Origin of the sequence: Streptococcus sanguinis (assembly GCF_050220005.1) — a bacterium.
GTDB classification, from domain to species: domain Bacteria; phylum Bacillota; class Bacilli; order Lactobacillales; family Streptococcaceae; genus Streptococcus; species Streptococcus sanguinis_Z.
On the sequence record NZ_CP071413.1, the window covers coordinates 672,080 to 698,486 of the forward strand.

The following is a 26,407-nucleotide window of genomic DNA, read 5'->3' on the forward strand; positions in this document are numbered from 1 at the left end:
CATGAGTCAGACGGACGGTTTGAAAGATACCATTGCCTGTGATACTCGGATTAGCCAGATTGTGGATGATTCTTTGTCTTATGCAGGCTACAATATTTCTGAATTGGTAGAGCACCACGCAAGTTTTGAAGAGGTGATTTATCTGTTGTGGCATTTGCATTTGCCGACTCAGATTGAGCTCAAGCATTTTGAGGAAGATCTGCGAGCTAATTATGCCATTAGCGATGCGGTGGAGCAGTGCATCCTTATCCAGTCCCGCAAGCACCTTCATCCCATGAGTGTCTTGCGCTCAACGGTTAGTCTTCTGGGCGTTTATAATGTCCATGCTGAGGAAGCTTCTCTAGAAGCGACCTATGAGCAGAGCATCCAACTTATGGCAAAGATGCCGACTATTATTGCGGCTTTTGCCAGACTGAGGTCGGGTCAGACTCCGATAGAGCCTAGGGAGGATTTGGGTTTTGCGGCTAATTTCCTCTATATGCTCAAGGGAGAAGAGGCTAGTGAGCTTGAAGTCAAAGCCTTTAACTGTGCCTTGGTGCTCCATGCCGATCATGAACTCAATGCTTCAACCTTTGCGGCTCGTGTCTGCGCCTCAACTTTGACCGATATTTATTCCTGCGTGACAGCAGCTGTTGGAGCGCTCAAGGGCTCGCTTCATGGCGGTGCTAATGAGTGTGTCTTTGATATGCTGAAAGAGATCAGAGAGGAAGGGGATTGTCAGGCCTACCTAGACCGCAAGTTGGCCTCTCACGAGAAGATTATGGGCTTTGGTCACCGGGTTTACAAGACCCAAGATCCGCGTGAAAAATACCTGCGTCAAATGGCCAAGGACTTGACGCAGGGAACTAAGGATGAGGTCTGGTATCAGCTTTCAGAGGAAATTGAAGCCTATATGAAGCATACCAAGCATCTGATACCGAATGTCGATTTTTATTCGGCTACGGTTTACCATGTGTTGGGCATTGACAGCAGTATCTATACCCTGATTTTTGCCATGAGTCGGGTGGCTGGCTGGATTGCCCATATTCAGGAACAGCGCAAGAACAATAAGCTGATTCGGCCACGTTCTAACTATATTGGTGCTCAAGGTTTGGAGTATCTTCCCATTGGAAGGAGATAAAATGGCAGATAAGATTTTGTTTGAGAAAGGGCGGTTGCAGGTGCCGGATGCTCCTATTATTCCTTACATCCAAGGTGACGGGATTGGAGTGGATATCTGGGGAAATGCCCAGCTGGTCTTTGATAAGGCAGTGGAAAAGGCTTATGGAGGCCAGAGAAAGGTTGTTTGGAAGGAAGTTTTGGCTGGAAAAAAAGCAGCAGACCTGACGGGTGATTGGCTACCGGATGAAACGCTGACAACGATTAAGAGCCATCTGGTGGCTATTAAGGGCCCGCTAGAAACCCCAGTCGGAGAAGGGATTCGTTCCTTGAATGTGGCCTTGAGACAGGAACTGGACCTCTACGCTTGCCTGCGGCCGGTTCGTTATTTCAAGGGAGTTCCCAGTCCGCTCAAGCACCCAGAGAAGACTGACATCACAATTTTTCGGGAAAATACAGAAGATATCTATGCAGGAATTGAGTGGGAGAGTGGAACGGTTGCCGTCAAAAAGGTTATCGATTTCCTGCAGAAGGATATGCAGGTTGACAAGATTCGCTTCCCAGAAAGCTCTGCTATAGGGATCAAGCCTATCTCTAAGCAGGGCAGTGAGCGGCTGATACGGGCGGCTATTGACTATGCGCTAGCCAAAGGCCTGACGCGGGTAACACTGATCCACAAGGGCAATATCCAGAAATTTACAGAGGGTGGTTTTCGGAAATGGGGCTATGAACTAGCTCAAAGAGAGTATGCGGACGAGCTGGCTTCTGGAAAACTAATCATCCAGAATGTCATTGCTGATAATTTTTTGCAGCAGATTTTGCTCTATCCCGAGAAATTTGATGTTGTCGCCTTGACCAATCTAAATGGTGACTATGCCAGCGATGCCTTGGCAGCTCAGGTGGGCGGGATTGGTATTGCGCCAGGGGCCAATATTAATTATGAGACTGGTCATGCTATTTTTGAAGCTACTCATGGGACGGCGCCAGATATAGCGGGTCAAAATAAGGCTAATCCCTGTTCACTTCTCTTATCAGGGGCTATGTTCTTTGATTACATTGGTTGGTCGGAGGCATCTCATCTCCTGACTAAGGCTGTTGAGAAGGCTCTCTTTGAGCAAAAAGTGACAAAAGATTTTGCCAGTCAGCTGGAAGGAGTAGCAGCCTTGACCACTGGTCAATTTGCTGAGGAGCTGCTAGCTAATATAGAAAAGTGCTCATAGTGAAGAAAAAAGCGATGAGGAAACTGCCTATCTAGACGGTCTCTTCATCACTTTTTTGTCTTTTTCGATATTCTAGTCCCTAGCCGATGATCCAGCAGAAGACTAGCAGGTAATTTTCAATCCAGCCCAGTAGGTTGGCTTGATTCGCCTTTTCCAGATAGCCTAGCAGATGGTTGGTGCCAAAGCCCAGCCCACCCAGAATCAGTGCTAGCAAGGTCACACGCAGATAGAACCAATCATACTTTATGTTGGTGGCAATGACTAAAGGCAGAATAGCCAGATTCCAGAAACCAATCTCTCGCTGCCAGTAGGGAGCTAGACCATAGATGGACTCATTGACCAAGAGCTGGGGCTGGAATATCTGGATCATAGCCGCGCCCAGCATAGCTAAGATCAGCAAAATGAAAGTCATTCGTAAAAATTTATTCATACTTATCTCCTTTCTTCTTTGTAGATTATAATGTTTTTGAAACTGATTTTCAAGTTTTCATTTTTTACAAAAGAAAGCTCTAATAAAATATTTTACAGTCAAGTTCTATCTTTTTAGGTGCTTTTGTGGTATACTAGATTAGTTGCAGAAATACAGTTTTTCTATTCAATGGGAACTAGCGACCGAGTCGGCGCTTTTTTAGTGCCTGGACTTGAGAGACCATATTTATGAAGAGAAGAGCGAATACTCTCAGAAAATCGAGATTTAGCAAGGGGAAAGAACTTGGTATGTTTCGATAGTTGAGTATCAAAAGCCTTATAAGGTGGCTTCGCACCGCCTTTAGAAAGAAGAAGAACATTGAAATTTAATGAATTACATTTATCTGCTGAATTACTAGCAGAGATTGAAAAAGCTGGCTTTGTAGAAGCAAGCCCTATTCAAGAGCAGACGATTCCACTTGCTATGGCAGGTAAGGATGTCATTGGTCAGGCCCAGACAGGGACAGGAAAGACAGCGGCCTTTGGCTTCCCGACTTTGGAGAAGATTGATACAGATAATCCTGCTGTGCAAGCATTGATTATCGCTCCAACCCGTGAATTGGCAGTGCAGAGTCAGGAAGAGCTTTTTCGTTTTGGCCGCAGCAAGGGTGTCAAGGTGCGTTCTGTCTATGGTGGCTCCAGCATCGAAAAGCAAATCAAGGCCCTCAAATCAGGTGCTCATATCGTCGTAGGAACACCTGGCCGTCTCTTGGATTTGATCAAACGCAAGGCGCTTAAGTTGAATCAGATTGAAACCTTAATCTTGGACGAAGCGGATGAAATGCTTAACATGGGATTTTTGGAAGATATTGAGTCTATCATTTCCCGTGTGCCAGAAGAGCGTCAGACCTTGCTCTTTTCAGCGACCATGCCGGATGCTATCAAGCGCATCGGTGTCAAGTTTATGAAGGAGCCTGAGCATGTCAAGATTGCTGCTAAAGAGTTGACGACGGAGCTTGTAGACCAGTATTATATCCGTGTCAAAGAAAATGAAAAATTCGATACCATGACCCGCCTGATGGACGTGGAGCAGCCAGAGCTGTCTATCGTGTTTGGCCGGACCAAGCGTCGGGTGGATGAGCTGACTCGCGGTCTGAAAATCCGTGGGTTCCGAGCAGAGGGTATCCATGGTGATTTGGACCAAGGCAAGCGTCTCCGCGTTCTGCGCGACTTTAAAAACGGCAATTTGGATGTCTTGGTGGCGACAGATGTAGCGGCGCGTGGATTGGACATTTCTGGTGTGACCCACGTCTACAACTATGATATTCCGCAGGATCCAGAAAGCTATGTTCACAGGATTGGACGGACAGGTCGTGCTGGTAAGTCAGGTCAGTCTATTACTTTTGTATCGCCAAATGAAATGGGCTATCTGCAGATTATCGAAAATCTGACCAAGAAGCGTATGAAAGGCCTCAAGCCAGCTACGGCAGAAGAAGCTTTCCAAGCTAAGAAAAAAGTGGCTCTTAAGAAGATTGAACGCGATTTTGCGGATGAAAACATCCGTTCTAACTTTGAGAAATTTGGCAAGGATGCCCGCAAGCTGGCAGCAGAATTTAGCCCGGAAGAGCTGGCTATGTATATCCTCAGCTTGACGGTGCAAGATCCAGATGCCCTTCCTGAAGTAGAAATTGCCCGTGAAAAACCATTGCCATTTAAACCGTCTGGCGGAGGTTTTGGCGGAAAAGGCAAGGGCAGTCGTGGCGGAAATAATAACCGTCGCAGCAATGACAATCGCCGTGACCGAGGTGGCCGTCGCGATCAATTTAAGAAAGGTCGCAAAGACGAGCGTTTTGATAAAGATAATCGCTACCGCAAGGACCACAAGAAGCCCCGCAATACTTCTAGCGAAAAGAAAACTGGCTTTGTCATCCGTAACAAGGGTGATAAATAAGGCAGATAGCTAACTGGAGTTGGCGACAATTTTAGCGTCGAGAGAGAATGCAAGTTCTCTCTTTTTATTTGTTTGATGGCTCCCCTTATCGTCAGTCCTAAAGAACTATAAGTCTGAGTCAATGTAGTTTCCTTAATCATGCTGATTGAAGTAGTCCTGTTTTTCAAAGTAAATTATAGCCCCCTTATTTCTGCTGTGAACAGTTCTTGGTCTTCTTGCTATAGAACAGGATTCAAAGTATTTCAACTAATTTCGACATCAAAATTCAACATATCAGCTATTTAAAATAAAAAAATTCACAAATCTTTGTTTATATGCTGGAACTGTTGTATAATAAGGTGAAGGTGAGTCTGTAAGAAATTCAGGAGCAAAAGGAGAATGTAAAATGAAAGAAAGTAGACATAGAATCATTCTGCAAGAACTGGATCAAACAGGTGTGGTTGCTGTGAAAAACCTCAAAGAAATGCTGGGCGTTACGGATATGACTATCCGTCGAGATTTGATTGATTTGGAGAAGCAGGGCATGCTGACCCGAGTTCATGGCGGAGCCCATAAGAAGGTCAAAAATGCTCTCAATGAGATTTCCCACTCAGAAAAGCAAATGCTGAATGTTGAGGAGAAGAAGCAGATTGCCCGTAAATGTGCGGATTTGATTGCTGACGGGGATACGGTCTTTATTGGGTCAGGCACCACAACCGATTTTATAGGAGACTATTTGGATGGCAAAAATATCAGCATTGTCACCAATTCGCTGCCAATTTTTGAAAAGTTAAAAGAAAGAGCCAATTTAGATTTAATTCTGATTGGCGGACGCTATCGGGCCAAGACTCAAACCTTTGTCGGTCAGTTTGCCAATAATCTTTTGAAAGAAATCAAGGTTTCTAAGGCCTTTATTGGGGCGAATGGCATTGACGGTCATAATGTTACGACAAGCAATGAAGAAGAAGGCAACGGCGACGCGATTATCCTTAACAATGCCATCAGCAAATATATCGTAGCCGATAACAGCAAGTTTGACAGTTATTCTTTCTATTCTTTTTACCGGCTGGACAATCTCAGCGCTGTTGTGACGGACGACAATATCGCTTCGAAAGTCAAGGAAAAATACAGCACCTATGTTGAAATTTTGTGATGTCTGACCGGTGAGAGAAACTTGCTTCAAATAAATATTTTATAGAGGTTGTGACTGGGATTTTGTCTAGAAATTCCGGTCACAGCCTTTTTATATCTTGGTCGATTTTGTAAACAACAGTCTTGACTTTGCTGTGGAATTCCTTATATAATAAAATGTATTATTAAATTTTAGGAGGTCTTATGACAATCATTATAGTGATTTTTGCGGCAGTGTCGCTTTTTCGTTTGGTGTTTTTGAGGAAATCCTCTCAGAATGAGCAGGATATTCTGGCTAAGGGTGGCATGGAGTACGGGGTGAAAAACTCAAATATCATGAAGTACCTGCACATGCTTTTTTATGCGGTCTGCTTTCTGGAATTGCTCCTGAAAAAGCCAGCTTTTGACTTGGTGAGTCTATTGGGAGCTGTGTTGTTGCTCTTTTCTATGTTTATGCTCTACCTTGTTGCCAAGCTTTTAGGACCAGTTTGGACCATCAAGCTCATGCTGGTTAAGGATCATAAGTTTGTTGACCACTGGCTCTTTCGCAATGTCAAACATCCTAATTATTTCCTGAATGTTGTACCAGAATTGGTGGGCTTGGCCCTGCTCAGTCATGCCTACTTTGCTCTTTTCATCCTCTTCCCACTTTACTGTATCACCCTCTATGTTCGTATTAAGGAAGAAGAGCAGTTACTCAAGGAAGTTATCATTCCAAATGGAATTGCTGGTGAATAAAGTTAATAAAATGCATATCGACTGCAAAATAAAGGCTAGGATGTTTATGTCCTAGCCTTTTCTTGCATTAATTTTCGTATTTCATCAGCCATTTGCTGGGGTTGGTCCGCTTCGAAAAGTAAAGTATTTGCTTCAGGCTGGTGGGCAGTTTGGCTGAAAGCTAAAACTGGCTTCCCCTTGCTGATAGCCCTTTGGACAATTTGGTCGACCTCTCCCCAGTGATTGATATCCAAGTAAATATCCGCCCTATCGAGCAAGTCTTCAATAAAGTCATCCTGGTGGATATTGGTGTAGAGGTTGATATTGGGATAGTCATTAAAGCTGGCTAAGTAAGGAGAAATATTGGTCTTAGCAGCTATGTGAAATTCTAATTCTGGCAGATTTTCTGCTAAATAAGCCAATTGTTCCAAGGTATCAGAAGCTGTTAGCGTGAAGGCATGGAAATTGCCCTGTGGACGCTCCTTAATGATAAGCTCTTCCTTGCTCATGGCGATAGAGTTGCTGGGAATATCCTGGAAAATCAAGCTGTTGGCTCCAATGATGACATTATCGCCAATGGTCACACCTTTGAGAATCACAGTATTGGCCCCAATCCAGCAGTTAGCTCCAATCTTGACTGGCGCAACACTATAATGAATCTTCTCGATATGGTAATTAGAATACTGATGATTGTGGTCAAAAATACGGACGCCATCACCAAACATGGTGTCCTTGCCGATTTCGATAGAGTGCTGACAGCGGACAGTACAATGGTCGTTAAAGAAAACTCGGGTTCCTAGCTTGAGTTGTGCGCCACTGGCTACATTGAGGCTGGTAAAAGATTGGAAGATGACATCTTGACCGATATCGAGCTGGCTGTCTGGGGAAATTTCGATATGATGAAAGTCGCCTTTAAACTGGATTTCAGGCATTTTGAGTCCTTTCTTTGATGTAAGCCAGTTTGGCTTGTCTAGTTTTCTTTTTAAAAAGTGCTTCAGCCGACATGGCAGACGGCTTGCTAGGGTGTTCTTCTTGGTAAAGTAAGGAGACTGGCAGCCGAGCACGAGTGTACTTGGCGCCTCTGCCGGCTTGATGTTTTTTGAGTCGGGCTTGGACATCCGTTGTGTAGCCGGTGTAGAGGGAGCCATCCCCGCATTCAAGCACGTACATATAGGCTTTATTTTCCATAGTAAATCTCGTGAATCTCCGAAGTGTAGCTGCCGTCCTGATTGTGAATAAAAAGAGGGGGCAGGATTTTTAGACCGTCGCGGGAACCATCTTTAATAGCTTCGATAAGCAGCATATTGGCCTCTTTACCCAGCTTTGGATAGACAAACTGGATGCGCTTGGGAGCCAGATTGTGGGCTTGCATGGTATCTAAAATATCTAAAAAGCGTTCTGGTCGATGAACCATAGCCAACCGACCATTGGATTTGAGGACTCGCTGGGCAATCTTGCAAATCTCTTCCAGATTTGTTGAGATTTCATGGCGGGCTAGAAGGTAGTGCTGACTTTCATTGAGATTGGATTTCTTGTCAACCTTGAAATATGGGGGATTGCAGAGAATCATATCAACCTTGCTGCCAGTGATATAGCGTCCTAGGTTTTTCAGATCGTCCTGAATGACCTGCATTTGCTGAGTCAAATCATTGAGCTCGATGGAGCGCTCGGCCATATCAGCCAGACGTTCCTGGATCTCGACTGCCAAAATCTGAGCCTTGGTGCGAGTGCTGGCAAAAAGTCCAACGGCACCATTTCCAGCACAGAGATCAACGATTAGACCCCGCTGGGGCAGCTTGGGAAAGCGGGAAAGCAGCACGCTGTCTACCGAATAGCTGAAGACCTCACTATTTTGAATAATCTTGACATCCGTCGAAAAGAGCTGGTTGACTCGTTCTCCGTCTTTTAGTTTTGCTTCGTTCATAAGTCAATTATAGCATGATTTAGCAAGGATTCCAAAGGGATATGGGAAGTTTTTGCACAATTAAAAAAACATGCGAGGGTTCTCGCATGTTTCCATGAGCTTAAATGCTAATTCTTTTTTAGCTAGCTCTTAATCAAATCTGTATTTCTGCTTGATGGTGCAGGCAACAAAGACAAGTCCGAAAACGACCATGAGGATCAGATAGACTGGCAAAGTTGCGGCTGTCAGCGTTGCAATTTCCAAAAGGTGCTGCAGGACAAAGGCTGATAGATAGAAGCCAAAGACAGAAAAGATAATGAGCAGGCTGCGCCAGAGGTTGAGTGGCAGACAGGCCCGAATGACGGACAGGAAGCTGATGCTGCCTAGCAAGTAGTAGGTCAGGGTGGACATTTCTATGTCACTCCAGCCATGGCTGCTGCCCCAGATGCGAACAAATAGCACGCTGAAGACAATCATGAGGGAGCTTGGCAGAGCCAGCTGCAGGGAGCGTTTGAGGAAGTGCTTTTCAACAGGCTTAATATTGCGCTCAAAGGTGAGGACAAAGGGTGGGAAACCTTCGACAAACTGGTCAATCAAGGTGATTTGAATCGGGATGAATGGGAAAATCAAGAGGTGTTCAGGTTTTCCGAGCAGAATACTGGCGATACAGATAATAGCCAGGATGAAGGAATAGATGGTCTTGATGAAGAAAATCGGAGCAATCCGGCCGATATTGTTAACAACTCGGCGGCCTTCAAAAAGAATCTCAGGGACATCGTTGAAGTCGGAGTTAAGAAGGACCAAGTTGGCAATTTGCCGAGTTGCGGGGTCTCCCTCCGCCATGACGATGGAACAGTCTGCTTCACGCAAGGCCAAGATATCATTAACCCCATCTCCGGTCATAGCTGTTGTCCGACCAGCGGCTTTAAGAGTCTGGATGAGTAGCTTCTTCTGATGGGGAGAAACACGGCCAAAGATGGCCGTTTCTTCAGCTTGCTCAACCAGTTCTTGGTCGCTGATTTTAGAGCAGTCGATGTAGCTGTCGTAGTTGGCAAATCCAGCCTGGCTCGCAATATGGGAAACGGTCACAGGATTGTCGCCAGAGATGATTTTCAAATCAACATCCTGAGAGCGCAGGTAGTCCAGTGTCTTGGCTGCTCCCTCCCGAATAGGGTCAGTGATTTCCAGAACAGCCAGAGCGGTCATATCTTCAGGCAGTTGGATACTGTGTTTGTCTAGCACTTGGTCGCTGTGAGCCAGCACCAAAACCCGCGATCCGCGTTTTTGAGCCTCTCCAACCGCTGCAGGATTGCTGTCCAGCAGCATTTCGGGCGCTCCCAGAAAGATAGTTCCGACACTTGATAAATGAATAGCGCCCCATTTTCGGTCACTAGAAAATGGGATGACATTATCGCTAGTATAGGTATGGTCCAGATGGCCGTAGCCCTTGCGGATAGCCTGGGCAGTTGGGTTATTATCCTCGCTGGTTTGGATGTAGGCTGCTAAGATTTGACCGACGGTCTCATCAGAAAACTTATCTGACAGGCTATGCAAGGCTTCAACAGTCATCTTACCTTGGGTAATTGTCCCAGTCTTGTCTAGGCAGAGAGTGTCTACTCGAGCCAGCGTCTCAACAGAATACATTTCCTGAACGAGCACCTTGCGCATGCCCAGCTTGATGACAGCTGTCAGGAGTGACGTGACTGTCAGCAGGGCGATTCCCTTGGGTAGCATGCCCAAGAGGGCTGTCGAGCTGGTAATGACAGAGTTTTTGACAGGCAGTCCCTTTATCATCAGTGCTTCAAAGAAGAGAGCCAGTCCGAAAGGAATGATAATTTTTCCAGTAAAGCGGGAAATTTTCCCAAGATTGTAAAGAATGCGCGAGTTGATAGGCTTGAGGGTTTTAGCCTCAGTCATGAGCTTGTTGGCATAGTTGTCAGCACCGACATGGTGCACCTCAGCATAAATCTGCCCACTAGCCAGAAAGCTACCAGACAGCAGCTCAGCGCCTTCTTCCTTGAGAACCAAGTCACTCTCCCCTGTCAGCATGGCTTCGTTGGCCTCGGCAACACCCTCTACTACACGGGCATCACTGGGAATTTGCTCGCCGGCTGACAGCTTGATCAGATCGCCCAGTACAATTTCTTCTGGCTGAATCTTGACTTCTTGTCCGTCGCGGATGACTGTGACCAGCTCTCGGCTGACCAGATTGAGCTTGTCAATCATGTGCTTGGCTCGTAGTTCCGTAATAATACCAGTGACGGCGTTAAAGCTGATTACTGCGAAGAAGACTAGATTGCTCCAGGCTTGGACAGAGACCAAGGCTACAGCAATAACAAAGTTAAGGGCATTAAAAAGGGTGAAAACATTCCGCTTAACGATTTGCCAGTTACTAGTACTGGTGTCACTTGTAAAATCGTTGGTCAAGCCCTGCGAAATCTTTTCATCTACTTGGGTTTGGTTTAAACCAATTAATTCTTTCTTGTTCATGAGATTAATGATACCATTTTTTTATGGAAATGGCTATCAGAATCAGCTGTTACAGCCAAAGTTTGGAAAAATATTGCAGACTATAATGGGATAGGGTATAATGGGAAAGGATGTAATAAATTTCAAGTATAATTTTGGTTTGAAATAAGGAGAGTTTATGTTTTATACTTATTTGCGAGGTTTAGTGATTTTTATCCTGTGGACCTTAAACGGCAATGCACATTACCACAATAAAGAAAAGATTCCTTCAAAAGATGAAAATTATATCTTGGTGGCCCCTCACCGAACATGGTGGGATCCAGTTTACATGGCTTTTGCGACCAAGCCCAAGCAGTTCATTTTCATGGCCAAGAAACAGCTCTTTGAAAATCGGGTGTTCGGCTGGTGGATTCGCATGTGCGGTGCTTTTCCTATCGACCGGGAAAATCCTGGTCCGTCAGCTATCAAATATCCTGTCAATATGCTGAAAAAGAGCAATCGTTCTCTGATTATGTTCCCAAGCGGCAGCCGCCATTCTACGGATGTCAAGGGAGGAGTGGCAGTGATTGCTAAGATGGCTAAAGTCCGTATCATGCCAGTGGTCTATGCTGGTCCTATGAGCCTCAAAGGCTTGGCAGCTGGGGAGCGTGTGGATATGAATTTTGGTAATCCCATTGATATTTCAGACATTAAGAAGATGAATGATGAGGGAGTTGAGGAAGTGGCCCGCCGTGTTCATGCTGAGTTTGACCGTCTGGATGCTGAAGTAGCCCCTTACCAGACACAAAAGAAAGGCAATATCTTCTTACGGATTTTACGTGCCTTTGTCTTTATTCCTGCTATTTTGATTGGAATTTTGACCATCATTTTCAGCTTTTTTGCTAGCTTTGTCTGGGATCCAGATAAGCATAGAAAATAAGATACTAATCAGCTTGCTGAGCAATTTTGCTTGGGAGCTGATTTTTGTATGCAAGTGAGTTATAATGTTGGTATGTTTTATAAGGAGGATGCCATGTCTCTTGCATTTTTATCTTTTGTAACCTTATCACTGTTTATGCTGCACGAGTTTGATGAGATTATCCTGATTCGGCCTTGGATTTCTCAGAATCAAGACCATCAAGACTATCAAAAGGAGATGTTCATTTCTAGGAGAGGAAGTTATCTTTCTGCTGAAAGTATTGCTCTGATGATTGCAGAGGAATTTCTACTGGCTTTTATCCTTTTGTTACTTGCCATTCTATTTCGCATTCCCGAGCTGGCTCTGGCTATTGGCTTCTGTCATACTCTCCATCTGCTGGGCCATATCATGCAAGTGTTTCGCTTTCGTCGCTGGGTACCGGGCGGCTTCACAGCTTTGACGACTTTTCCTATACTCATCTTAGTCTTGGTCCTTTATCTATGCAAGCAGTCGATTTCTTGGCCGCTGCTTCTGATTCTAAGTGTGCTAGTGATGGCTTTTCTTTTGGCAAATCTGGCTTTTTTACATAGCAGAGCTCATAAGTTAGAAGCTTGGATATACAGGATAAGCAAAGCAGACTGATATTACAGCTCCTATTTTCAACAATGCACCTTCTATCTATACGACTACTTGTAAAATAAAGATTTTAAAATATGACAAGCTGAAAATATTCTCGGCTTGTTTTATTTTTTTGAATTTTTTACGAATAAAAAGACAAAGGAGAAAAATATGCTTGAAGAAATCATTGAAAAGCTGAAAGAATACAAGCTCTTTGTTGGTCTAGCAGTAGTTGGCGCTGTGCTAGGTGCTTTTTTCCTCATCAAGGGAAATCACCAGCCGCAAAATCAGGTAGCCGCCTTGAGCCAAGATGTAACTTCCTCATCCAGCTCAGCTGATGAAGAAAGCGAAAAGATTGTCTCTAAGGGCAAGGCGGACGAAGAGGAGAGTGAGCAGGTCACTGTGGATATTAAAGGCGCAGTTAAGAATCCTGGTGTCTATGAGCTGAGAGCAGGAGCGAGAGTCCATGAAGCCATCCAAAAAGCTGGCGGATTGACAGCAGACGCCGAGGCTAAGTCCATTAATCAGGCACAAAAATTAACGGATGAAGCAGTAATCTATGTGGCAAAGATTGGTGAAGAAGGAGCTGATGTCACCCAGACTGGCCAGCGTCAAGCAGGAGCTTCTGATTCTGCTGGTGCCAGTGGTGGAAAGTCGGACAAGGTCAATCTAAATACGGCGACAGAGGCTGAACTGCAGACTATTTCAGGCATCGGACAGAAGCGGGCTTCTGACATTATCGCCTACCGCGAAAGCAGTGGCCGTTTCAAGTCAGTAGATGATCTGAAAAAGGTGTCAGGGATTGGAGATAAGACCTTAGAAAAGCTGAAAGAATATGTCACAGTGGATTAAAAAGTTACCCCTCGCCCCTATCTATCTGGCTTTCATACTTGTATGGGCCTATTTTGCAGTCTATTCTGGCAGTTCCTTGGCTTATTTTGGGCTAGGTGTCCTTCTACTTCGTCTCTTTTTCAGTTATCCTCTCAAAAAGAGTCTAGCTGCCTTGGCATTCCTGTCCCTTTTTGTCCTCTTTTTCTTGCTTTGTCGGGAAATAGCAGAGCAGGCCTTTAGGCAGGAACCTCCTTCAGCTAGCTCGGTTCAGGTCTTGCCAGATACGATCAAAGTCAATGGAGATTCCCTATCCTTTCGAGGGCGAGCAAACGATCAGCTTTATCAGGTCTTCTACAAGATCAAATCAGCCAGTGAAAAGGAAGCTTTTCAGCAATTGACAGATTTGGTCGTCCTTGATATTGAAGCAGAGTTTGAACAGGCCCAGCAGCAACGAAATTTTTCGGGCTTTGACTATCAGGCTTATTTAAAGAGTCAGGGGATTTACCGTGCCTTAAAAATCAATAAGATTCAGTCACTAAGACCAATTTCCAGCCTTAATCCACTCGATTGGCTATCTGTCTGGCGCAGAAAAGCGCTGGTCTATATTCGAAATAATTTTCCTAGTCCAATGAGTCATTATATGACTGGACTCCTGTTTGGTGACTTGGATACGGAGTTTGCGGAAATGAGTGACCTATATTCTAGCTTGGGTATCATCCATTTGTTTGCCTTGTCTGGTATGCAGGTCGGTTTCTTTTTGGATGGTTTTCGCAGAATTCTTCTACGTTTGGGGATGAAGAGGGAGACAGTAAATGCCTTGCAGCTGCCTTTTTCATTTATCTATGCTGGACTGACAGGCTTTTCTGTTTCTGTCGTTAGAAGCTTAGTTCAGAAGTTGTTGGCCCAGCAAGGACTGACCAGATTAGATAATTTTGCTCTGACACTGACGGTTCTCTTTATCATCATGCCCAATTTTCTTCTGACAGCAGGCGGTGTCTTGTCCTGCGCCTATGCCTTTTTGATTTCTATGATGGATTTTGAAAAGTTACCGCCGATTCGTAAGCTTTTAGCGGAAAGTCTGACTATTTCGTTGGGGATTTTGCCTATACTGATTTACTATTTTTCTGAATTTCAGCCTTGGTCCGTAATTTTAACTTTTTTATTTTCACTACTCTTTGACCTACTGATGCTGCCAGGCTTAACCCTCATTTTTATTTTGTCGCCACTTTTAAAAATCACTCAAGTCAATTTTTTCTTTGAGTTACTAGAAGATGTGATTCGTTGGGTAGCTGACTTTGCTCCGCGCCCTTTGATTTTTGGGAAGCCCAACCTCTGGTTACTGGCCACTCTGCTTTTGGTTTTGGCTTTAATCTATGACTTTCGGAGAAAGAAAAGCTGGCTTCTATCTTTTAGTTTACTTACTCTTCTCTTATTTTTTCTAACAAAGCATCCGCTACAAAATGAGATTACAGTAGTGGATATTGGTCAGGGAGATAGCATTTTTCTCAGGGACTGGCAGGGCAGGACGATTTTGATTGATGTAGGAGGACGAGTCGAGATAGGAAAGAAGGAGGCTTGGCAGGAGCGACAGACTTCATCCAATGCAGAAAAGACCTTGATTCCCTATCTCAAAAGTCGTGGTGTTGGTAGTCTGGATGTATTGGTCCTGACTCATACCGATACCGACCACATGGGCGATATGCTGGAGGTAGCCCAACATTTTTCCATCAAGGAAATCTATGTTTCTAAAGGAAGTCTGACTCAGCCTGATTTTGTTCAAAAGCTGGAGCAGATAGAAAGTTCTGTCCATGTCGTAGAAGTGGGAGATGAGATTCCGGTATTTGACTCAGCTTTGCAGGTTCTCTATCCTAGTGGGACAGGCGACGGTGGAAATGATGATTCGATTGTACTCTACGGGGAGTTCTTTCAGACAAAATTTTTGTTTACAGGTGATTTGGAAAGGCAGGGAGAAACTGAACTGCTGCAGCGATTTCCTCAGCTGAAAGCAGATGTCTTAAAAGCAGGGCATCATGGCTCTAAAGGCTCTTCCAGTCCAGAGTTTTTAGAGCAAATTCAGCCGAAACTGGCCTTGATATCAGCCGGTCAGAATAATCGTTATCGACATCCGCATCAGGAAACTTTGCAAAGATTTGAGAAATTTAATACTGCTATCTATCGAACTGACCAGCAGGGGGCCATTCGTTTGATTGGTTGGAATTCCTGGAGGATTGAAACGGTACGCTGATATCTAGACTGAAGATGCCAACTGATACTTTTTCTCATGTCCATGTAGCTTCAGTCAGGAAGTCATATTGATTTATTTATGCATTTGTGATAAGATAATGGGTATAAAAAATTATAGAGGAGAATTTTATGTTTGCTGCATATAAAAAATTCTGGACACACTATGCTGATTTTTCAAGCCGGTCTAGCCGGTCAGACTATTGGTGGGTAGTTTTATGCCATGTTATTGTTACTGCACCGCTATTTATCATTTTTTGGGCATCTGCTTTTGGAAGTATTCTTTCAGCAGCAGTTCAAGACTCAACTTATGGATATGAATCAGATCCATCAGCAATCTTGGCTGGAGCAGGATTCGCTGTAATCTTTATTTTCATCTTAATTCTATATGCTCTGGCAACTTTTGTACCTAATTTGGCTATCATTGTCCGTCGTTTACGTGATGCTGGTTATCATTGGGGTTTCCTTTTCTTGTATGTTGGTCCTTTTTTACTATCATTTATTCCAGTTCTAAATATTATTGCAGGAATAGTATCTCTTCCATGTAGTATTGCTTTGATTGTTTTGCTTTGTCAAGGATCTAAGCCTGAAATGGTTGGAAATTCAAACGGTCAGCAATATGGCCAGCAAAACTTCCAAGGACAACAGTTTGGCCAACAGCCTTACAATCAAGGTTTAAACTATGAAAAACAACCACAACAAGGTGGTTTCCAAGGACAACAGTTTGGTCAGCAATCACAACAAGGCGTTTTCCAAGGACAACAGTTTGGTCAGTCACAACAACCAGTTCAAAATCAACAGTTTGGCCAACAGCCGCAACAAGGTGGTTTCCAAGGTCAGCAATTTGGTCAACAGCCACAGCAAGGTGGTTTCCAAGGTCAGCAATTTGGTCAACAACCACAACAACCAGTTCAAAATCAATCATTTGGTCAACAGCCACAACAAGGTGGTTTCCAAGGACAACAGTTTGGTCAGTCACAACAACCTGTCCAAAACCAACCATTTGGCCAACAGCCGCAACAAGGTGGCTTCCAAGAACAGCAGTTTGGTCAACAGCCACAACAACCTGTTTCTGAGCAAAGTCAAGCGGTGGAGCAAGCAGAAGCAGTTCAAAATCCATTTACTGCTGAAACACCTGAGCAGTCAACACCTCAGGATTTTGGAACTCAAGCACCTGTTCAAGATAATCCTTTTGTTTCATCAGTTCAAGAGGAGCAAGCTTCTACACCAGCTGAAAACAGTGTAGAGGATGCAACTGAAAATCAAGAATAAACAAAGAAAGAGTTGGAATTTTTCCAGCTCTTTTTGTTCTATCTCTCGTAGAAAAGTTTTAACAGAACGAGGCATTGATTGCTTTTCATAACAAAGAAAAATGAAGCCATTGACAGTTCATATTTATATAGCAAATATACTCAAAAATTAGATTTTGTTTGCAAAGAAAATAGCAGACTTTCCGACTCTTTTTTGTTACAATCAATACATGAAAAAAATTGACAAGAAATATAAAGCATAGGAGACTTTCGGTGTTAGCTATTGAGGAAATTAAAAAAATCACGTCAAGCAATCTTCCTGCTTTGACCATTTTGACTGGGGATGACTTGGGGCAGTTTGAGTTGTTGAAGGAGCAGTTTCTCCGCCAGATTCAGTTTCAACCGGGCGATTTGAACACTGCTATTTTCGATATGAAAGAAGCAAACTATCAGGATGTGGAGTTGGACTTGGTCAGTCTGTCTTTTTTTACGGATGAAAAAATAGTGATTTTGGACCATTTTGCTGATTTGACAACAGCCAAGAAGCGGTATCTGACTGATGAAGAACTCAAATCTTTCGAAAATTATCTAGAAAATCCAGCGGATACGACTCGTCTGGTTATCTTTGCAGAAGGCAAACTGGATAGCAAGCGCCGTCTGGTCAAACTGCTGAAACGGGATGGGAAAATTTTTGAGGCTGCAGAACTCAAGGAAGCAGATCTACGGGCTTATTTCAGCAAGGAAGCGCAGGCAGAAGGATTACAATTTGCTCCGACAGCTTTCGATCAGTTGCTGCTGAAATCAGGTTTTCAGTTCAGTGAAGTTAGTAAAAATTTAGCCTTTCTGAAAGGTTATAAAGAGTCTGGTCAGATTGATTTAGAAGACATTGCCGAGGCTATTCCCAAGACTCTTCAGGACAATATTTTTGACCTGACCCAGCTGATTTTGCAACAGAAGATTGATGAAGCAAGAAGTTTGGTCCGAGATTTGACTCTTCAAGGTGAGGATGAAATCAAGCTTATTGCTATTATGCTGGGGCAGTTTCGTATCTTTACGCAGGTTAAGGTTTTAGCAGAAAATGGCAGAGCTGAGAGTCAGATTGTGTCTGATTTGTCCGACTATCTAGGCCGCAAGGTCAATCCTTATCAAGTCAAATTTGCTTTAAAGGATGCTCGCTCACTGAGTTTAGCCTTTCTTAAAAAGACTATGGCCTGTCTAATCGAAACAGATTACCAAATTAAATCGGGGCTGTATGATAAAGATTACCTGTTTGATTTGGCTCTGCTCAAGATTGCAACGGGTGAGCTACAAGCAAAATAGTTGAAAAATTCTAATGATTGCGTTATCATTTTTATAATCATATAGAAAAAGAGGTCTATCAAATGGCAATTATCTTACCTGATCTTCCTTACGCTTACGATGCTTTGGAGCCTTACATTGATGAAGAAACAATGCACTTGCATCATGACAAGCATCACAATACCTATGTAACGAATGTTAATGCTGCGCTTGAAAAACATCCTGAAATCGGTGAAGACTTGGAAAAATTATTGGCTGATGTGGAGTCTATTCCAGCTGATATCCGTCAGGCAGTCATCAACAACGGTGGTGGACATCTTAACCACGCTCTTTTCTGGGAATTGATGACACCAGCAGAAACATCACCATCTGCAGAGTTGGCAGCAGATATTGAAGCTACTTTTGGATCATTTGAAGACTTTAAAGCAGCTTTCACTGCAGCGGCTACAACTCGTTTTGGTTCTGGCTGGGCTTGGTTGGTTGTCAACAAAGAAGGCAAGTTGGAAGTAACCTCAACAGCAAATCAGGATACTCCTATTTCAGAAGGTAAAACTCCAATCTTGGGACTGGATGTTTGGGAACATGCTTACTATGTGAAATACCGCAATCTTCGTCCGAACTACATCCAAGCTTTCTTCTCAGTTATTAACTGGAAAAAGGTTGACCAACTTTACGCAGCTGCGAAATAAACAGGCAGTTTCAATATATAAAAAGGTGAATCGATTAAAGATTTACCTTTTTTAATGCTTAAAATGCCTTTTTTCTAGATTTGACTTGTTATTTTCCTCATAATTTTTTATAATACAAATGCTAGGAGAAATGTTTTGAGTAAAAAAATTGTAACGATTATCGTAGCCGTCCTTTCTTGTCTTTGTCTGCTGGGCTTCATCTTCCTTTTTATAACCCAACGAAATAAGGCTATTGAAAAGAAAGCACAAGAGGTTGCCCAACTTGCTAAGTCTGGCGAGCAAGAACAGGAAGAAGAGAAAGTCAAGCCTGATTCCAAACCAGTTGAAGAAAAGCCGAAGCCTGTTGAAAAAAGTCCAGAGGAGAAGCAGAAGGTCATGGAGGCGGATGGGCCGACTATGGATGCCTTGGGGCTACGATTTGACTATGCAAATTTGGATTTGACTCAGGTCATTCAGGCTTATATGACTGAAATGGGAATTGAACCCTCCCAGGTTGCATTTTCATATAAGGATTTGACGACTGGCAAGACCTTTGCAATGAATGATACCCAGCCTATGACTGCGGGATCGACCTACAAGCTCCCTCTCAATATGCTGGTAGTAGATGAGGTTGCTGCCGGCAAACTTTCTATGGACGAGCGGTTTGATATTACCAATACAAACTATGAATATAGGGGCGAGCATGATAACTATGTTGGTGCTTTCAACGGTGCTATGAGAATATCAGACATGCAGGAATATTCCTTGGTTTATTCTGAAAATACTCCAGCCTACGCTTTAGCAGAGCGTCTAGGCGGCATGGAAAAGGCCTATGATATGTTTAGCCGTTACGGTCAGTCCAAGGCTGATATTAAGACGATCAGCCGTGAGAACAATAAGACTACGACGGACTACTATATTCAGGTCCTTGAGTATTTGTCTAAAAATCAGGAAAAGTACAAGGATATCCTTTATTATATAGGCGAATCCTTCCCAGGTGAATACTATAAGCGCTATCTGCGTGACATTACCATCTATCAAAAGCCTGGATATGTTCGTGAGGCGCTCAATGTGGATGCAATAGTTATGGAAGAGAAGCCCTATATTATAGCTCTCTATACGGCTTATTTAGGTGGTAGCACCGAGGCCAGTGATGAGATCAGTGGTGTCGGAATTGAGCAAGTTGGTCAGTTAGCCTACGTCATCAATGAATGGCATCGGGTTAATATGAACTAAGAGCAATCTAGTCTAGACAGGCTAGATTTTTTGATAGCTATTTAGAAAAAAATCAAAATACCTCTTGCTTTTTTGAAAGAGAAGTGTTACAATCTATTTAGAAGATGTTCTAATTACTTCATTCTGCTCTGTTTAATTAGTCACTGAGCAATTTTTTATAAAAGCTATTTAGAAAAAATTCTAAATTTCTCTACTCAAAAAGGAGGAAAAATGAAGAAAGCAAGAAACTCAATCCTACTAACCGTAGTAGGTCTAGTGACGGGTCTATCCATTTGGCTGGCTGTTTTTTCCTGGGTGCTCTATAAAAATAAGGACGACCTGCAAAAAATATCCAATCAAAAACATTTTTAAATACAAAATAGGCAATCTAGTTTTTCTAGACTAGATTTTTTAATCCAGAGTATTTAGAAACAAATCGAAATACCTAAGAAGGATTAGATTGCTTCGTTTCGTGCTCTTTATTTAGAAAATTTTCTAAATAGATAGATAAAGGAGAAAAGATGAAAAGAGGATTACTTTTATTGCTTATAGGCTTGCTCACGGTTTTATCCGTCTGCTGGGCAATCCCGTCTTGGATCGTTTTCAAAAATAGACGAAAATTGGAAGGAAAAATTAAATGTTGAAAGAAATTTTACGGAAATACCGCGCTTCTTATCTGGGTGCGACTATCTTTAGCATTGGAGCAACGATTTTTATCACTCTGTTTTCTTTGCAGCTGGGAGTTGTTGTGGACAGTGCGCAGAAGGCTCATTCTAACTTGCTTGGACAATTCTTTATCTGCCTTTTTTGCACTTGTGCTTGGTCTCTTTGCAGCTTGCTGGCTATTTGGTTCAAGAACAATCATAATAAGCAAGTCTTGGAAGAAGTCAAAACGAGGCTTTTCCATTCTTTTTATGACAAGAATTTGCATGACAAGGCTTCCGAGCAGGAAAATAGCTATCTCAACACAACGACCAAGAATATGGATATTTACCAAGAGAATTACTTGACCCCGCGCTGTGATATTGTGGCTGCCTTTTCTTCAGTTTTTATCAGTACACTGGCTATTTTTTGGATTGAATGGCGCATGGCTCTGGGCTTTATTCTCATTTCTTTTTTGACCATGGCTGCGTCACAAATTCCAGGGATATTGATGCGCAAGGCGACAGCGAATTTCACTCAGAAAAGCAATTACTTTTTGAAGCAAGTCACCAATTTTTTGGAAGGCTTTGAGCAAATCAAACTTTTGCAAATCCAAAAAAGGGTGGTTGAGCACCTGTCTAGCAGCAACAGCGACTTTGAGCAAGCCAGAAAAAGCTATAATGCGGCTAAGGAGGGCGCTGTGACTCTGATGATGTTCTTTAACTTTCTGTCTCAGATATTTTGTATGTCTCTGGGGATTTGGTTTGTCAGCCAAGGGTCTCTGACCATTGGGGCTTTGATTGCCAGTGTTCAGCTTTTGAACTTTGTCTTCACTCCTTTGCAGCTTTTTATCAATAACAAAAATCTCATGAACACGGTCAAGGATATTGAGAATGATTTTGATGCTAAGTTGGCTAAGAAAGAAGCGGAGCCCGCTCAAAATCTGACCGAAACGATTGATCGGATTGATTTTGAACATCTCGGTCTGGAGTTGGGCGACAAGGCTCTCTTTCAGGATTTTTCTTATCAGTTTGCCAAGGACAAGCACTATGCTATTATCGGCGAGTCTGGTCGGGGCAAGTCGACCTTGATGAAGCTCTTGCTCAATTATTTTGATAGCAAGGACTACGCTGGTCAAATCATGGTCAATGGTCAAGCGGTCAGCCAGCTAGCAAGTGACAGCCTTTATCAGAAAATCGCCTTTATCCAAAAGAATGACTTTTTTATCGAGGGAAGTGTGGCGGACAATATCGTGCTATACAGAGATATAAATGCGCCTGACCAAACTTCCTTGTACCAAAGTCTGCATTTTAATGAGGCTTTCTTGAGCAAGAAGCTGGACTTGGAGCGGCAGGAAGTTTCCTATGGCGAAAAGCAGCGGATTGATTTGGCGCGCTTCTTGGTCAAGGATTATGATGTGCTGATTTTTGATGAGCCGACTAGCAATCTTGATCCCAACTTGGCAGCGGAAGTCATGGACTATATCTTGTCGATTAAAGACCGCATTGTTATCGTTATTACCCACAATCAAGGTCGGACTCTTTTAGACCGCTTTGATGACTGTCTGGAATTATAAATTGGAGGAAAAAATGAAATTAAAATGGAAAGAATTAGTGGCAAGCCTAATCGTTATTTGGCTACCGCTTATCTACGCTTTGTCAATCTATGCAGACCTACCTCAGCTAATCAGAGGGCATTTGCCCTATAGCGGTCTAGGCATGCCCAAGCAAATCTTTATCTGGTTTTTGCCAGTTCTCTTGAGTGTAATTCAACTGATTGTTTGCTACACGACGACTATTAAGGAGATTATCGACAAGCAATTTGTCCATTTCCTTTACTGGCTGGTTCCCTTTATCAATGCCGTAGTTTATATCAGCATTCTTCTTTATGCGCTCAATCCGGCTTTTCCGATATTTAAGGTCAATGGGATTATGGTGGCAATCAGCCTTAATGCTGTCAGCTACTTTCTCACGAGAAAAATAGTGGCAGACCAAGAGCCGGCTCCACGCGTTTTAGCTTATATCTTCAGTGGCATCAGCTCAATCCTTTTTCTTGTGAGCCTCTTCCTCTTTTAAAAATGTCTGATACGAAAGGAGAAAATCGTGTTTTATATTTTCGTTTTTGTTAAAATCCTGTTATTCTTTATCTTTGGCTGGTTGTGGCTGCTTTTCAGCCTGCTCGGTTTGCTCTCTTTCTTTCCTTTTTGAGTGAGCGAACTCTAGTAAATGATGATTGGAGGCAAACATGAAAACATCATTTTTGAAAAGCGCTGTGGCGCTGGTAACGTGTGGCTTGCTCGCTCTAGGAGCGAGCCACGCTTACGCCGACCAGCAAAAACTGCCGTCGGGCACGCCTTATGACCAAATCGGTCAAAAGATTGAAGACTATTATAAAGAACACGAAAGAACCAGTGCTGGACTGGCAACGACGGTCTTTGACAAGGACGGACAAACCATTTACCAAAATAATTTCGGCTATATGGACAAGGAAAAGAAGCTGGCTGTGGACGACAGTTCAGTTTTCGAGTGGGGGTCAACGACCAAAATCACGGTTTGGGTCAGTGTCATGCAGCTTTGGGAAGAAGGAAAAATCGACCTGAAAACAGATATAAAAGAGTATCTGCCCAAGGATTTTTTGACAAATCTCAAGTACGACAAGCCCATTACCATGCTTGACCTCATGAACCACCAAGCGGGTTTTGAGGATTACCATTTATATATAGGTGCTGATAAGAGTTTAGGGACATTGCTAAAAAAAGCTCCGTCGCAGATTTATGAGCCGGGGACGGTGACATCCTATTCAAACTATGGAACAGCGCTGGCGGGCTATATCGTGGAGCGCATTAGCGGGCAATCCTTTGCCGACTATGTCCACGAGCATATTTTCCAGCCCTTGGGTATGAAAAACACCGCCCTCAAGCCTGATTTGTCAGATAATGTATTTGTACAAAAACAGCGGGAGAAGGAGAAAACCTATGATACAGAAGGTAACTTGCTAAAAGGTGATGTGCCATTTGTCCTCGGAGAATATCCAGCGGGGCGGGCAACAGGAACATTTGCCGACATCAAGAAATTTGCCCAAGCCCTCCTGCAAAAGGAGAAGCTCTTTAAAAGGACAGAGACTTGGGAGAATTTTTACAGCGCTAGCCATACTTATCCGGGTACGGACGTTCCTGTCAATGCTCATGGACTGTGGGCGACAGAATTTGAAAACACCAGAACGCTTGGGCACGGTGGAAATTCGCCGGGCTTTACGACCAGCCTCTTGATTGATTTGAAGTCAGGGATTGGCTCAGTCGTTACAGTCAATCAGAGAAATGAGTTCCATTTTGCTATCGCCATGCCCGACCTCATTTATGGTGGGAAAAAAGAAGCCTCAAAGGCGTCACAAAGAGATTTTCAAGCTGGTTTTTATCGCGAAGCGCGCATTTTTAGTGGAGGTCCCCTGTCTATATTGAGGGTTTTCAAGTCGACTAGCTATCTAACTAACCCTTCTGAAAATGCGGCTATCAAAGACTATTTTGGTTTTTGGACGGCAGGAGAAAGAGGAGGGCACTATATTCTGAACCTGCCTATTTCAGATAGGACAAAGCTGCCCTTGTTGGATGTTATCAAAGATTATGGTAGTTTATTACTCGCTGGGCTCGCCGCACTGTATGTCGCCCTTTGCTATCTCAGCGGTATTTTGGCAAAATTATATCGTTTGCTCACTAGGAAAAATAAGGGAAGCAACTCAGCTGTTTGGTCAATCTGGCATTATCTGACGGGCTTCCTTATTCTTTGGGTGTTTCGCAATTTATTCTCATTTTTCTCTATTATTCTTGCGAAAAATTCTTTCGACCTAGCTGGTCTGACGGGGCATTTTCAACTCTTTGCCTTGCTTGCTCTAGTCTTGCTGATTAGTGCTTTTCTGCCCTATCTGCCTTTTTTCAAAGAGAGATTGAAGCAAGGAAATAAATACCTCACGCTAGCGACTAGCTCCGCCGCTTTTATCATCGCTTTTAATATTTTCTATTGGTCGCTATACCAGTGGTGGGCACTTTAATAGAAAGGTGAATATCATGAAAAGATCATTTTTGAAAAGCGCTGTGGCGCTAATAACGTGTGGCTTGGTGGCTTTTGGAGCAGCCCACGCTTACGCCGACCAGCAGAAATTGCCGTCGGGCACGCCTTATGACCAAATCGGTCAGAAAATTGAGGACTACTACAAGGAACACGAAAAAACCAGCGCCGGGCTGGCAACATCCGTCTTTGACAAAGACAGCAATACTCTCTATCAAAACAACTTTGGCTATATGGACAAGGAGAAGAAGCTGGCAGTAGATGACAACTCGGTCTTTGAGTGGGGGTCAACGACCAAAATCATGGTCTGGGTCAGCGTTATGCAGCTCTGGGAAGAAGGAAAACTTGACCTCAATGCCGACATTAAGGAGTATCTGCCCAAGGATTTTTTGACAAACCTCAAATACGATAAGCCAATAACCATGCTTGACCTCATGAACCACCAAGAAAGTTTCGACGAAACACCCCTTTACATGGGTAGTGACAAGAGCTTGGAGGAGCTGCTCAAAGAAAGTCAACCGCCGCAATCCTATAAGCCCGGTGAGCTGACGTCTTACTCTAACTATGGAACGGCGCTGGCGGGCTATATTGTAGAACGGATAAGTGGGCAATCTTTTGCCGACTATGTTCACGAGCATATCTTCCAGCCTTTAGGCATGAAGCATACTGCCCTCAAGCCTGATTTGTCGGACAATTCCTATGTACAAAAGCAGTGGAAGAAGGAGAAAACCTATGATACAGAGGGCAACTTGCTGAAAGATGACCAGCCGTTTATTCTCGGAGAATATCCAGCAGGGCGGGCAACGGGAACCTTTTCAGATTTGAAACGCTTTGCCCAAGTTCTCTTGCAAAAGAAAACGCTCTTTAAGCGAGCGGAAACGTGGGAGACCTTTTACAGTCCTACGAATACATTTCCTCATACGGATATTCCAATCAATTCCCACGGACTTTGGTCAATAGAGTATGAAAATACCAGAACGCTTGGGCATGGGGGGAATTCGCCGGGCTTTACGACTAGTCTTTTGCTTGATTTTAAAACGGGTGTCGGCTCTGTCATTATGGTTAATCAAGGGCTGGAGACTAATTTTACTTCTAAAATACCCGAACTTATCTACGGTCAGAAAAAATCGACTTCGCAAGAACAAGTGAAAAACTTCCAGCCCGGCTTTTACCGTATGGCTCGCACTTTCAATCAAGGTCCGTTATCTCTGATGAAAATGATGCCCAACTATACAACTTATATCAAAAATCCTAATGATAATCCAAATATTCAATCGCGTGGTTTCTGGATAGCAGGTGAAAAGCATGGACGTTATGTGATTAGTTTGCCGATTTCCGACTGGGTCAAGATGTCTATATTTGATGTGGTAAAGGACTATGGTGTTTTGATTTTGGCAGCTGTAGCAGTGGTTTATGCGCTACTAGCTTACATTGGTGGTTTTCTTGTTAAAATGTATCGCTTGATTTTCCGCAAGCCAAATCAGCAGCCTGCTAATCTAGTCTGGAACATCTGGCATTATGTGACTGCAGTGTTTGTGCTCATTGTGCCAGTCAACTTTGTGACGGCTTTATCCTCTATCCAAGCGACGGCTTCAACAGCTGGTAGCCGCTTGCAATTCGTGCTCTTTGCCATGGTAGGACTGGTCTTGGTTGTTAGCACCCTTTTGCCAGTCGTTTGGCGCTCTGCCTTCAAATCAGCTAGTAAGGCGCGGATAGCTCTCACGCTAGCGACCAGCTCCGCTGCCTTTATCATGGCTTTTAATATTTTCTATTGGTCGCTATACCAATGGTGGACTTTATAATTTTAC

23 protein-coding genes are annotated in these 26,407 nt (G+C 43.5%); 18 read left to right on the forward strand and 5 right to left on the reverse strand.

Features of this window, described 5'->3' with window-relative positions; translation table 11 throughout:
- The first annotated feature begins 1 nt into the window (after position 1).
- Positions 2–1,120, forward strand: a complete 1,119-nt coding sequence (locus J1C86_RS03425) for a citrate synthase (RefSeq protein ID WP_002917522.1) — start codon at positions 2–4, stop codon at positions 1,118–1,120.
- Positions 1,107–2,318 (forward strand): NADP-dependent isocitrate dehydrogenase, encoded by a 1,212-nt coding sequence (icd, locus tag J1C86_RS03430; RefSeq protein ID WP_185755733.1) that lies wholly within the window; start codon positions 1,107–1,109, stop codon positions 2,316–2,318. Before J1C86_RS03425 ends, icd begins: the two co-directional genes overlap by 14 nt.
- 79 nt (positions 2,319–2,397) lie before the next feature.
- Here icd and J1C86_RS03435 read toward each other — a convergent pair whose 3' ends face one another.
- Positions 2,398–2,748 (reverse strand): hypothetical protein, encoded by a 351-nt coding sequence (locus tag J1C86_RS03435; protein WP_125408833.1) that lies wholly within the window; start codon positions 2,746–2,748, stop codon positions 2,398–2,400.
- A 357-nt stretch (positions 2,749–3,105) separates the two neighbouring features.
- Here J1C86_RS03435 and J1C86_RS03440 point away from each other — a divergent pair, with 357 nt between their 5' ends.
- The 3 genes from J1C86_RS03440 (at position 3,106) to J1C86_RS03450 (ending at position 6,525) form a co-directional block, all read left to right on the forward strand.
- Positions 3,106–4,677, forward strand: a complete 1,572-nt coding sequence (locus J1C86_RS03440; protein ID WP_125405657.1) for a DEAD/DEAH box helicase — start codon at positions 3,106–3,108, stop codon at positions 4,675–4,677.
- Between the two features lie 385 nt (positions 4,678–5,062).
- Entirely contained in the window at positions 5,063–5,809 is a 747-nt protein-coding gene (locus tag J1C86_RS03445; protein WP_002896095.1) for a DeoR/GlpR family DNA-binding transcription regulator, read from the forward strand.
- A 182-nt stretch (positions 5,810–5,991) separates the two neighbouring features.
- On the forward strand, positions 5,992–6,525 hold the full coding sequence (locus tag J1C86_RS03450) for an isoprenylcysteine carboxyl methyltransferase family protein (protein ID WP_125408834.1): 534 nt from the start codon (positions 5,992–5,994) through the stop codon (positions 6,523–6,525).
- 44 nt (positions 6,526–6,569) lie between these two features.
- On the opposite strand, the gene J1C86_RS03455 is transcribed toward J1C86_RS03450, so the two are convergent.
- The 4 genes from J1C86_RS03455 to J1C86_RS03470 all read right to left on the reverse strand — a co-directional run bounded on the left by J1C86_RS03455 (position 6,570) and on the right by J1C86_RS03470 (position 10,897).
- Positions 6,570–7,436 (reverse strand): DapH/DapD/GlmU-related protein, encoded by an 867-nt coding sequence (locus J1C86_RS03455; RefSeq protein WP_125408835.1) that lies wholly within the window; start codon positions 7,434–7,436, stop codon positions 6,570–6,572.
- The gene (locus tag J1C86_RS03460; protein ID WP_009659939.1) at positions 7,429–7,692 is read right to left on the reverse strand and encodes a GIY-YIG nuclease family protein; all 264 of its coding nucleotides are present in this window, start codon (positions 7,690–7,692) and stop codon (positions 7,429–7,431) included. Before J1C86_RS03460 ends, J1C86_RS03455 begins: the two co-directional genes overlap by 8 nt.
- On the reverse strand, positions 7,682–8,428 hold the full coding sequence (locus tag J1C86_RS03465; protein WP_125408836.1) for a tRNA1(Val) (adenine(37)-N6)-methyltransferase: 747 nt from the start codon (positions 8,426–8,428) through the stop codon (positions 7,682–7,684). The genes J1C86_RS03460 and J1C86_RS03465 overlap by 11 nt, the downstream gene beginning before the upstream one ends.
- Positions 8,429–8,557: 129 nt before the next feature.
- A complete protein-coding gene (locus J1C86_RS03470) occupies positions 8,558–10,897 on the reverse strand; it encodes a cation-translocating P-type ATPase (protein ID WP_125408837.1) in 2,340 nt (779 codons plus the stop codon).
- 157 nt (positions 10,898–11,054) lie between these two features.
- Between J1C86_RS03470 and J1C86_RS03475 the strand changes: the two genes are divergently transcribed.
- From J1C86_RS03475 to J1C86_RS03535, 13 genes are all read left to right on the forward strand, one after another.
- A complete protein-coding gene (locus J1C86_RS03475; protein WP_002900842.1) occupies positions 11,055–11,795 on the forward strand; it encodes a lysophospholipid acyltransferase family protein in 741 nt (246 codons plus the stop codon).
- Positions 11,796–11,867: 72 nt separating this feature from the next.
- Positions 11,868–12,416 (forward strand): HXXEE domain-containing protein, encoded by a 549-nt coding sequence (locus J1C86_RS03480; RefSeq protein WP_169449407.1) that lies wholly within the window; start codon positions 11,868–11,870, stop codon positions 12,414–12,416.
- 147 nt (positions 12,417–12,563) lie between these two features.
- Positions 12,564–13,244 (forward strand): helix-hairpin-helix domain-containing protein, encoded by a 681-nt coding sequence (locus tag J1C86_RS03485; RefSeq protein WP_032911181.1) that lies wholly within the window; start codon positions 12,564–12,566, stop codon positions 13,242–13,244.
- Positions 13,228–15,468 carry a DNA internalization-related competence protein ComEC/Rec2 gene (locus tag J1C86_RS03490; protein ID WP_002913774.1) on the forward strand — a complete coding sequence of 747 codons (2,241 nt, stop codon included), beginning with the start codon at positions 13,228–13,230 and terminating at the stop codon, positions 15,466–15,468. Before J1C86_RS03485 ends, J1C86_RS03490 begins: the two co-directional genes overlap by 17 nt.
- A 128-nt stretch (positions 15,469–15,596) precedes the next feature.
- A complete protein-coding gene (locus J1C86_RS03495; RefSeq protein ID WP_125408838.1) occupies positions 15,597–16,736 on the forward strand; it encodes a DUF805 domain-containing protein in 1,140 nt (379 codons plus the stop codon).
- A gap of 251 nt (positions 16,737–16,987) precedes the next feature.
- Entirely contained in the window at positions 16,988–18,034 is a 1,047-nt protein-coding gene (holA, locus tag J1C86_RS03500; protein WP_125408839.1) for a DNA polymerase III subunit delta, read from the forward strand.
- 62 nt (positions 18,035–18,096) lie between these two features.
- Complete coding sequence (gene sodA / locus J1C86_RS03505; RefSeq protein WP_002906995.1) at positions 18,097–18,702, forward strand: superoxide dismutase SodA; 606 nt, start codon at positions 18,097–18,099, stop codon at positions 18,700–18,702.
- A 135-nt stretch (positions 18,703–18,837) separates the two neighbouring features.
- On the forward strand, positions 18,838–19,917 hold the full coding sequence (locus tag J1C86_RS03510; protein ID WP_125408840.1) for a serine hydrolase: 1,080 nt from the start codon (positions 18,838–18,840) through the stop codon (positions 19,915–19,917).
- Between the two features lie 210 nt (positions 19,918–20,127).
- Entirely contained in the window at positions 20,128–20,268 is a 141-nt protein-coding gene (locus J1C86_RS03515; protein ID WP_002897970.1) for a hypothetical protein, read from the forward strand.
- A 265-nt stretch (positions 20,269–20,533) separates the two neighbouring features.
- Positions 20,534–22,114, forward strand: a complete 1,581-nt coding sequence (locus J1C86_RS03520; RefSeq protein ID WP_427150816.1) for an ATP-binding cassette domain-containing protein — start codon at positions 20,534–20,536, stop codon at positions 22,112–22,114.
- A 13-nt stretch (positions 22,115–22,127) separates the two neighbouring features.
- Positions 22,128–22,613 (forward strand): hypothetical protein, encoded by a 486-nt coding sequence (locus tag J1C86_RS03525; protein ID WP_125408842.1) that lies wholly within the window; start codon positions 22,128–22,130, stop codon positions 22,611–22,613.
- 169 nt (positions 22,614–22,782) lie between these two features.
- Positions 22,783–24,582: a serine hydrolase domain-containing protein gene (locus J1C86_RS03530; protein ID WP_125408843.1), complete on the forward strand. Its 1,800-nt coding sequence runs from the start codon at positions 22,783–22,785 to the stop codon at positions 24,580–24,582.
- A 16-nt stretch (positions 24,583–24,598) separates the two neighbouring features.
- Entirely contained in the window at positions 24,599–26,401 is a 1,803-nt protein-coding gene (locus J1C86_RS03535) for a serine hydrolase domain-containing protein (protein ID WP_002906990.1), read from the forward strand.
- The last annotated feature ends 6 nt before the right edge of the window (positions 26,402–26,407 follow it).

Excerpts from the sequence above, each read along its gene's own strand:
- J1C86_RS03495 (WP_125408838.1), top strand. The coding sequence starts at position 15,597 with ATGTTTGCTGCATATAAAAAATTCTGGACACACTATGCTGATTTTTCA.
- J1C86_RS03425 (WP_002917522.1), top strand. The coding sequence starts at position 2 with ATGAGTCAGACGGACGGTTTGAAAGATACCATTGCCTGTGATACTCGG.
- J1C86_RS03515 (WP_002897970.1), top strand. The coding sequence starts at position 20,128 with ATGAAGAAAGCAAGAAACTCAATCCTACTAACCGTAGTAGGTCTAGTG.
- J1C86_RS03530 (WP_125408843.1), top strand. The coding sequence starts at position 22,783 with ATGAAAACATCATTTTTGAAAAGCGCTGTGGCGCTGGTAACGTGTGGC.
- J1C86_RS03455 (WP_125408835.1), bottom strand. The coding sequence starts at position 7,436 with ATGCCTGAAATCCAGTTTAAAGGCGACTTTCATCATATCGAAATTTCC.
- J1C86_RS03490 (WP_002913774.1), top strand. The coding sequence starts at position 13,228 with ATGTCACAGTGGATTAAAAAGTTACCCCTCGCCCCTATCTATCTGGCT.
- J1C86_RS03535 (WP_002906990.1), top strand. The coding sequence starts at position 24,599 with ATGAAAAGATCATTTTTGAAAAGCGCTGTGGCGCTAATAACGTGTGGC.
- J1C86_RS03460 (WP_009659939.1), bottom strand. The coding sequence starts at position 7,692 with ATGGAAAATAAAGCCTATATGTACGTGCTTGAATGCGGGGATGGCTCC.
- J1C86_RS03485 (WP_032911181.1), top strand. The coding sequence starts at position 12,564 with ATGCTTGAAGAAATCATTGAAAAGCTGAAAGAATACAAGCTCTTTGTT.
- sodA (WP_002906995.1), top strand. The coding sequence starts at position 18,097 with ATGGCAATTATCTTACCTGATCTTCCTTACGCTTACGATGCTTTGGAG.
- J1C86_RS03450 (WP_125408834.1), top strand. The coding sequence starts at position 5,992 with ATGACAATCATTATAGTGATTTTTGCGGCAGTGTCGCTTTTTCGTTTG.
- J1C86_RS03520 (WP_427150816.1), top strand. The coding sequence starts at position 20,534 with ATGTTGAAAGAAATTTTACGGAAATACCGCGCTTCTTATCTGGGTGCG.
- J1C86_RS03470 (WP_125408837.1), bottom strand. The coding sequence starts at position 10,897 with ATGAACAAGAAAGAATTAATTGGTTTAAACCAAACCCAAGTAGATGAA.
- J1C86_RS03445 (WP_002896095.1), top strand. The coding sequence starts at position 5,063 with ATGAAAGAAAGTAGACATAGAATCATTCTGCAAGAACTGGATCAAACA.
- J1C86_RS03480 (WP_169449407.1), top strand. The coding sequence starts at position 11,868 with ATGTTTTATAAGGAGGATGCCATGTCTCTTGCATTTTTATCTTTTGTA.
- J1C86_RS03465 (WP_125408836.1), bottom strand. The coding sequence starts at position 8,428 with ATGAACGAAGCAAAACTAAAAGACGGAGAACGAGTCAACCAGCTCTTT.
- J1C86_RS03525 (WP_125408842.1), top strand. The coding sequence starts at position 22,128 with ATGAAATTAAAATGGAAAGAATTAGTGGCAAGCCTAATCGTTATTTGG.
- J1C86_RS03435 (WP_125408833.1), bottom strand. The coding sequence starts at position 2,748 with ATGAATAAATTTTTACGAATGACTTTCATTTTGCTGATCTTAGCTATG.
- J1C86_RS03475 (WP_002900842.1), top strand. The coding sequence starts at position 11,055 with ATGTTTTATACTTATTTGCGAGGTTTAGTGATTTTTATCCTGTGGACC.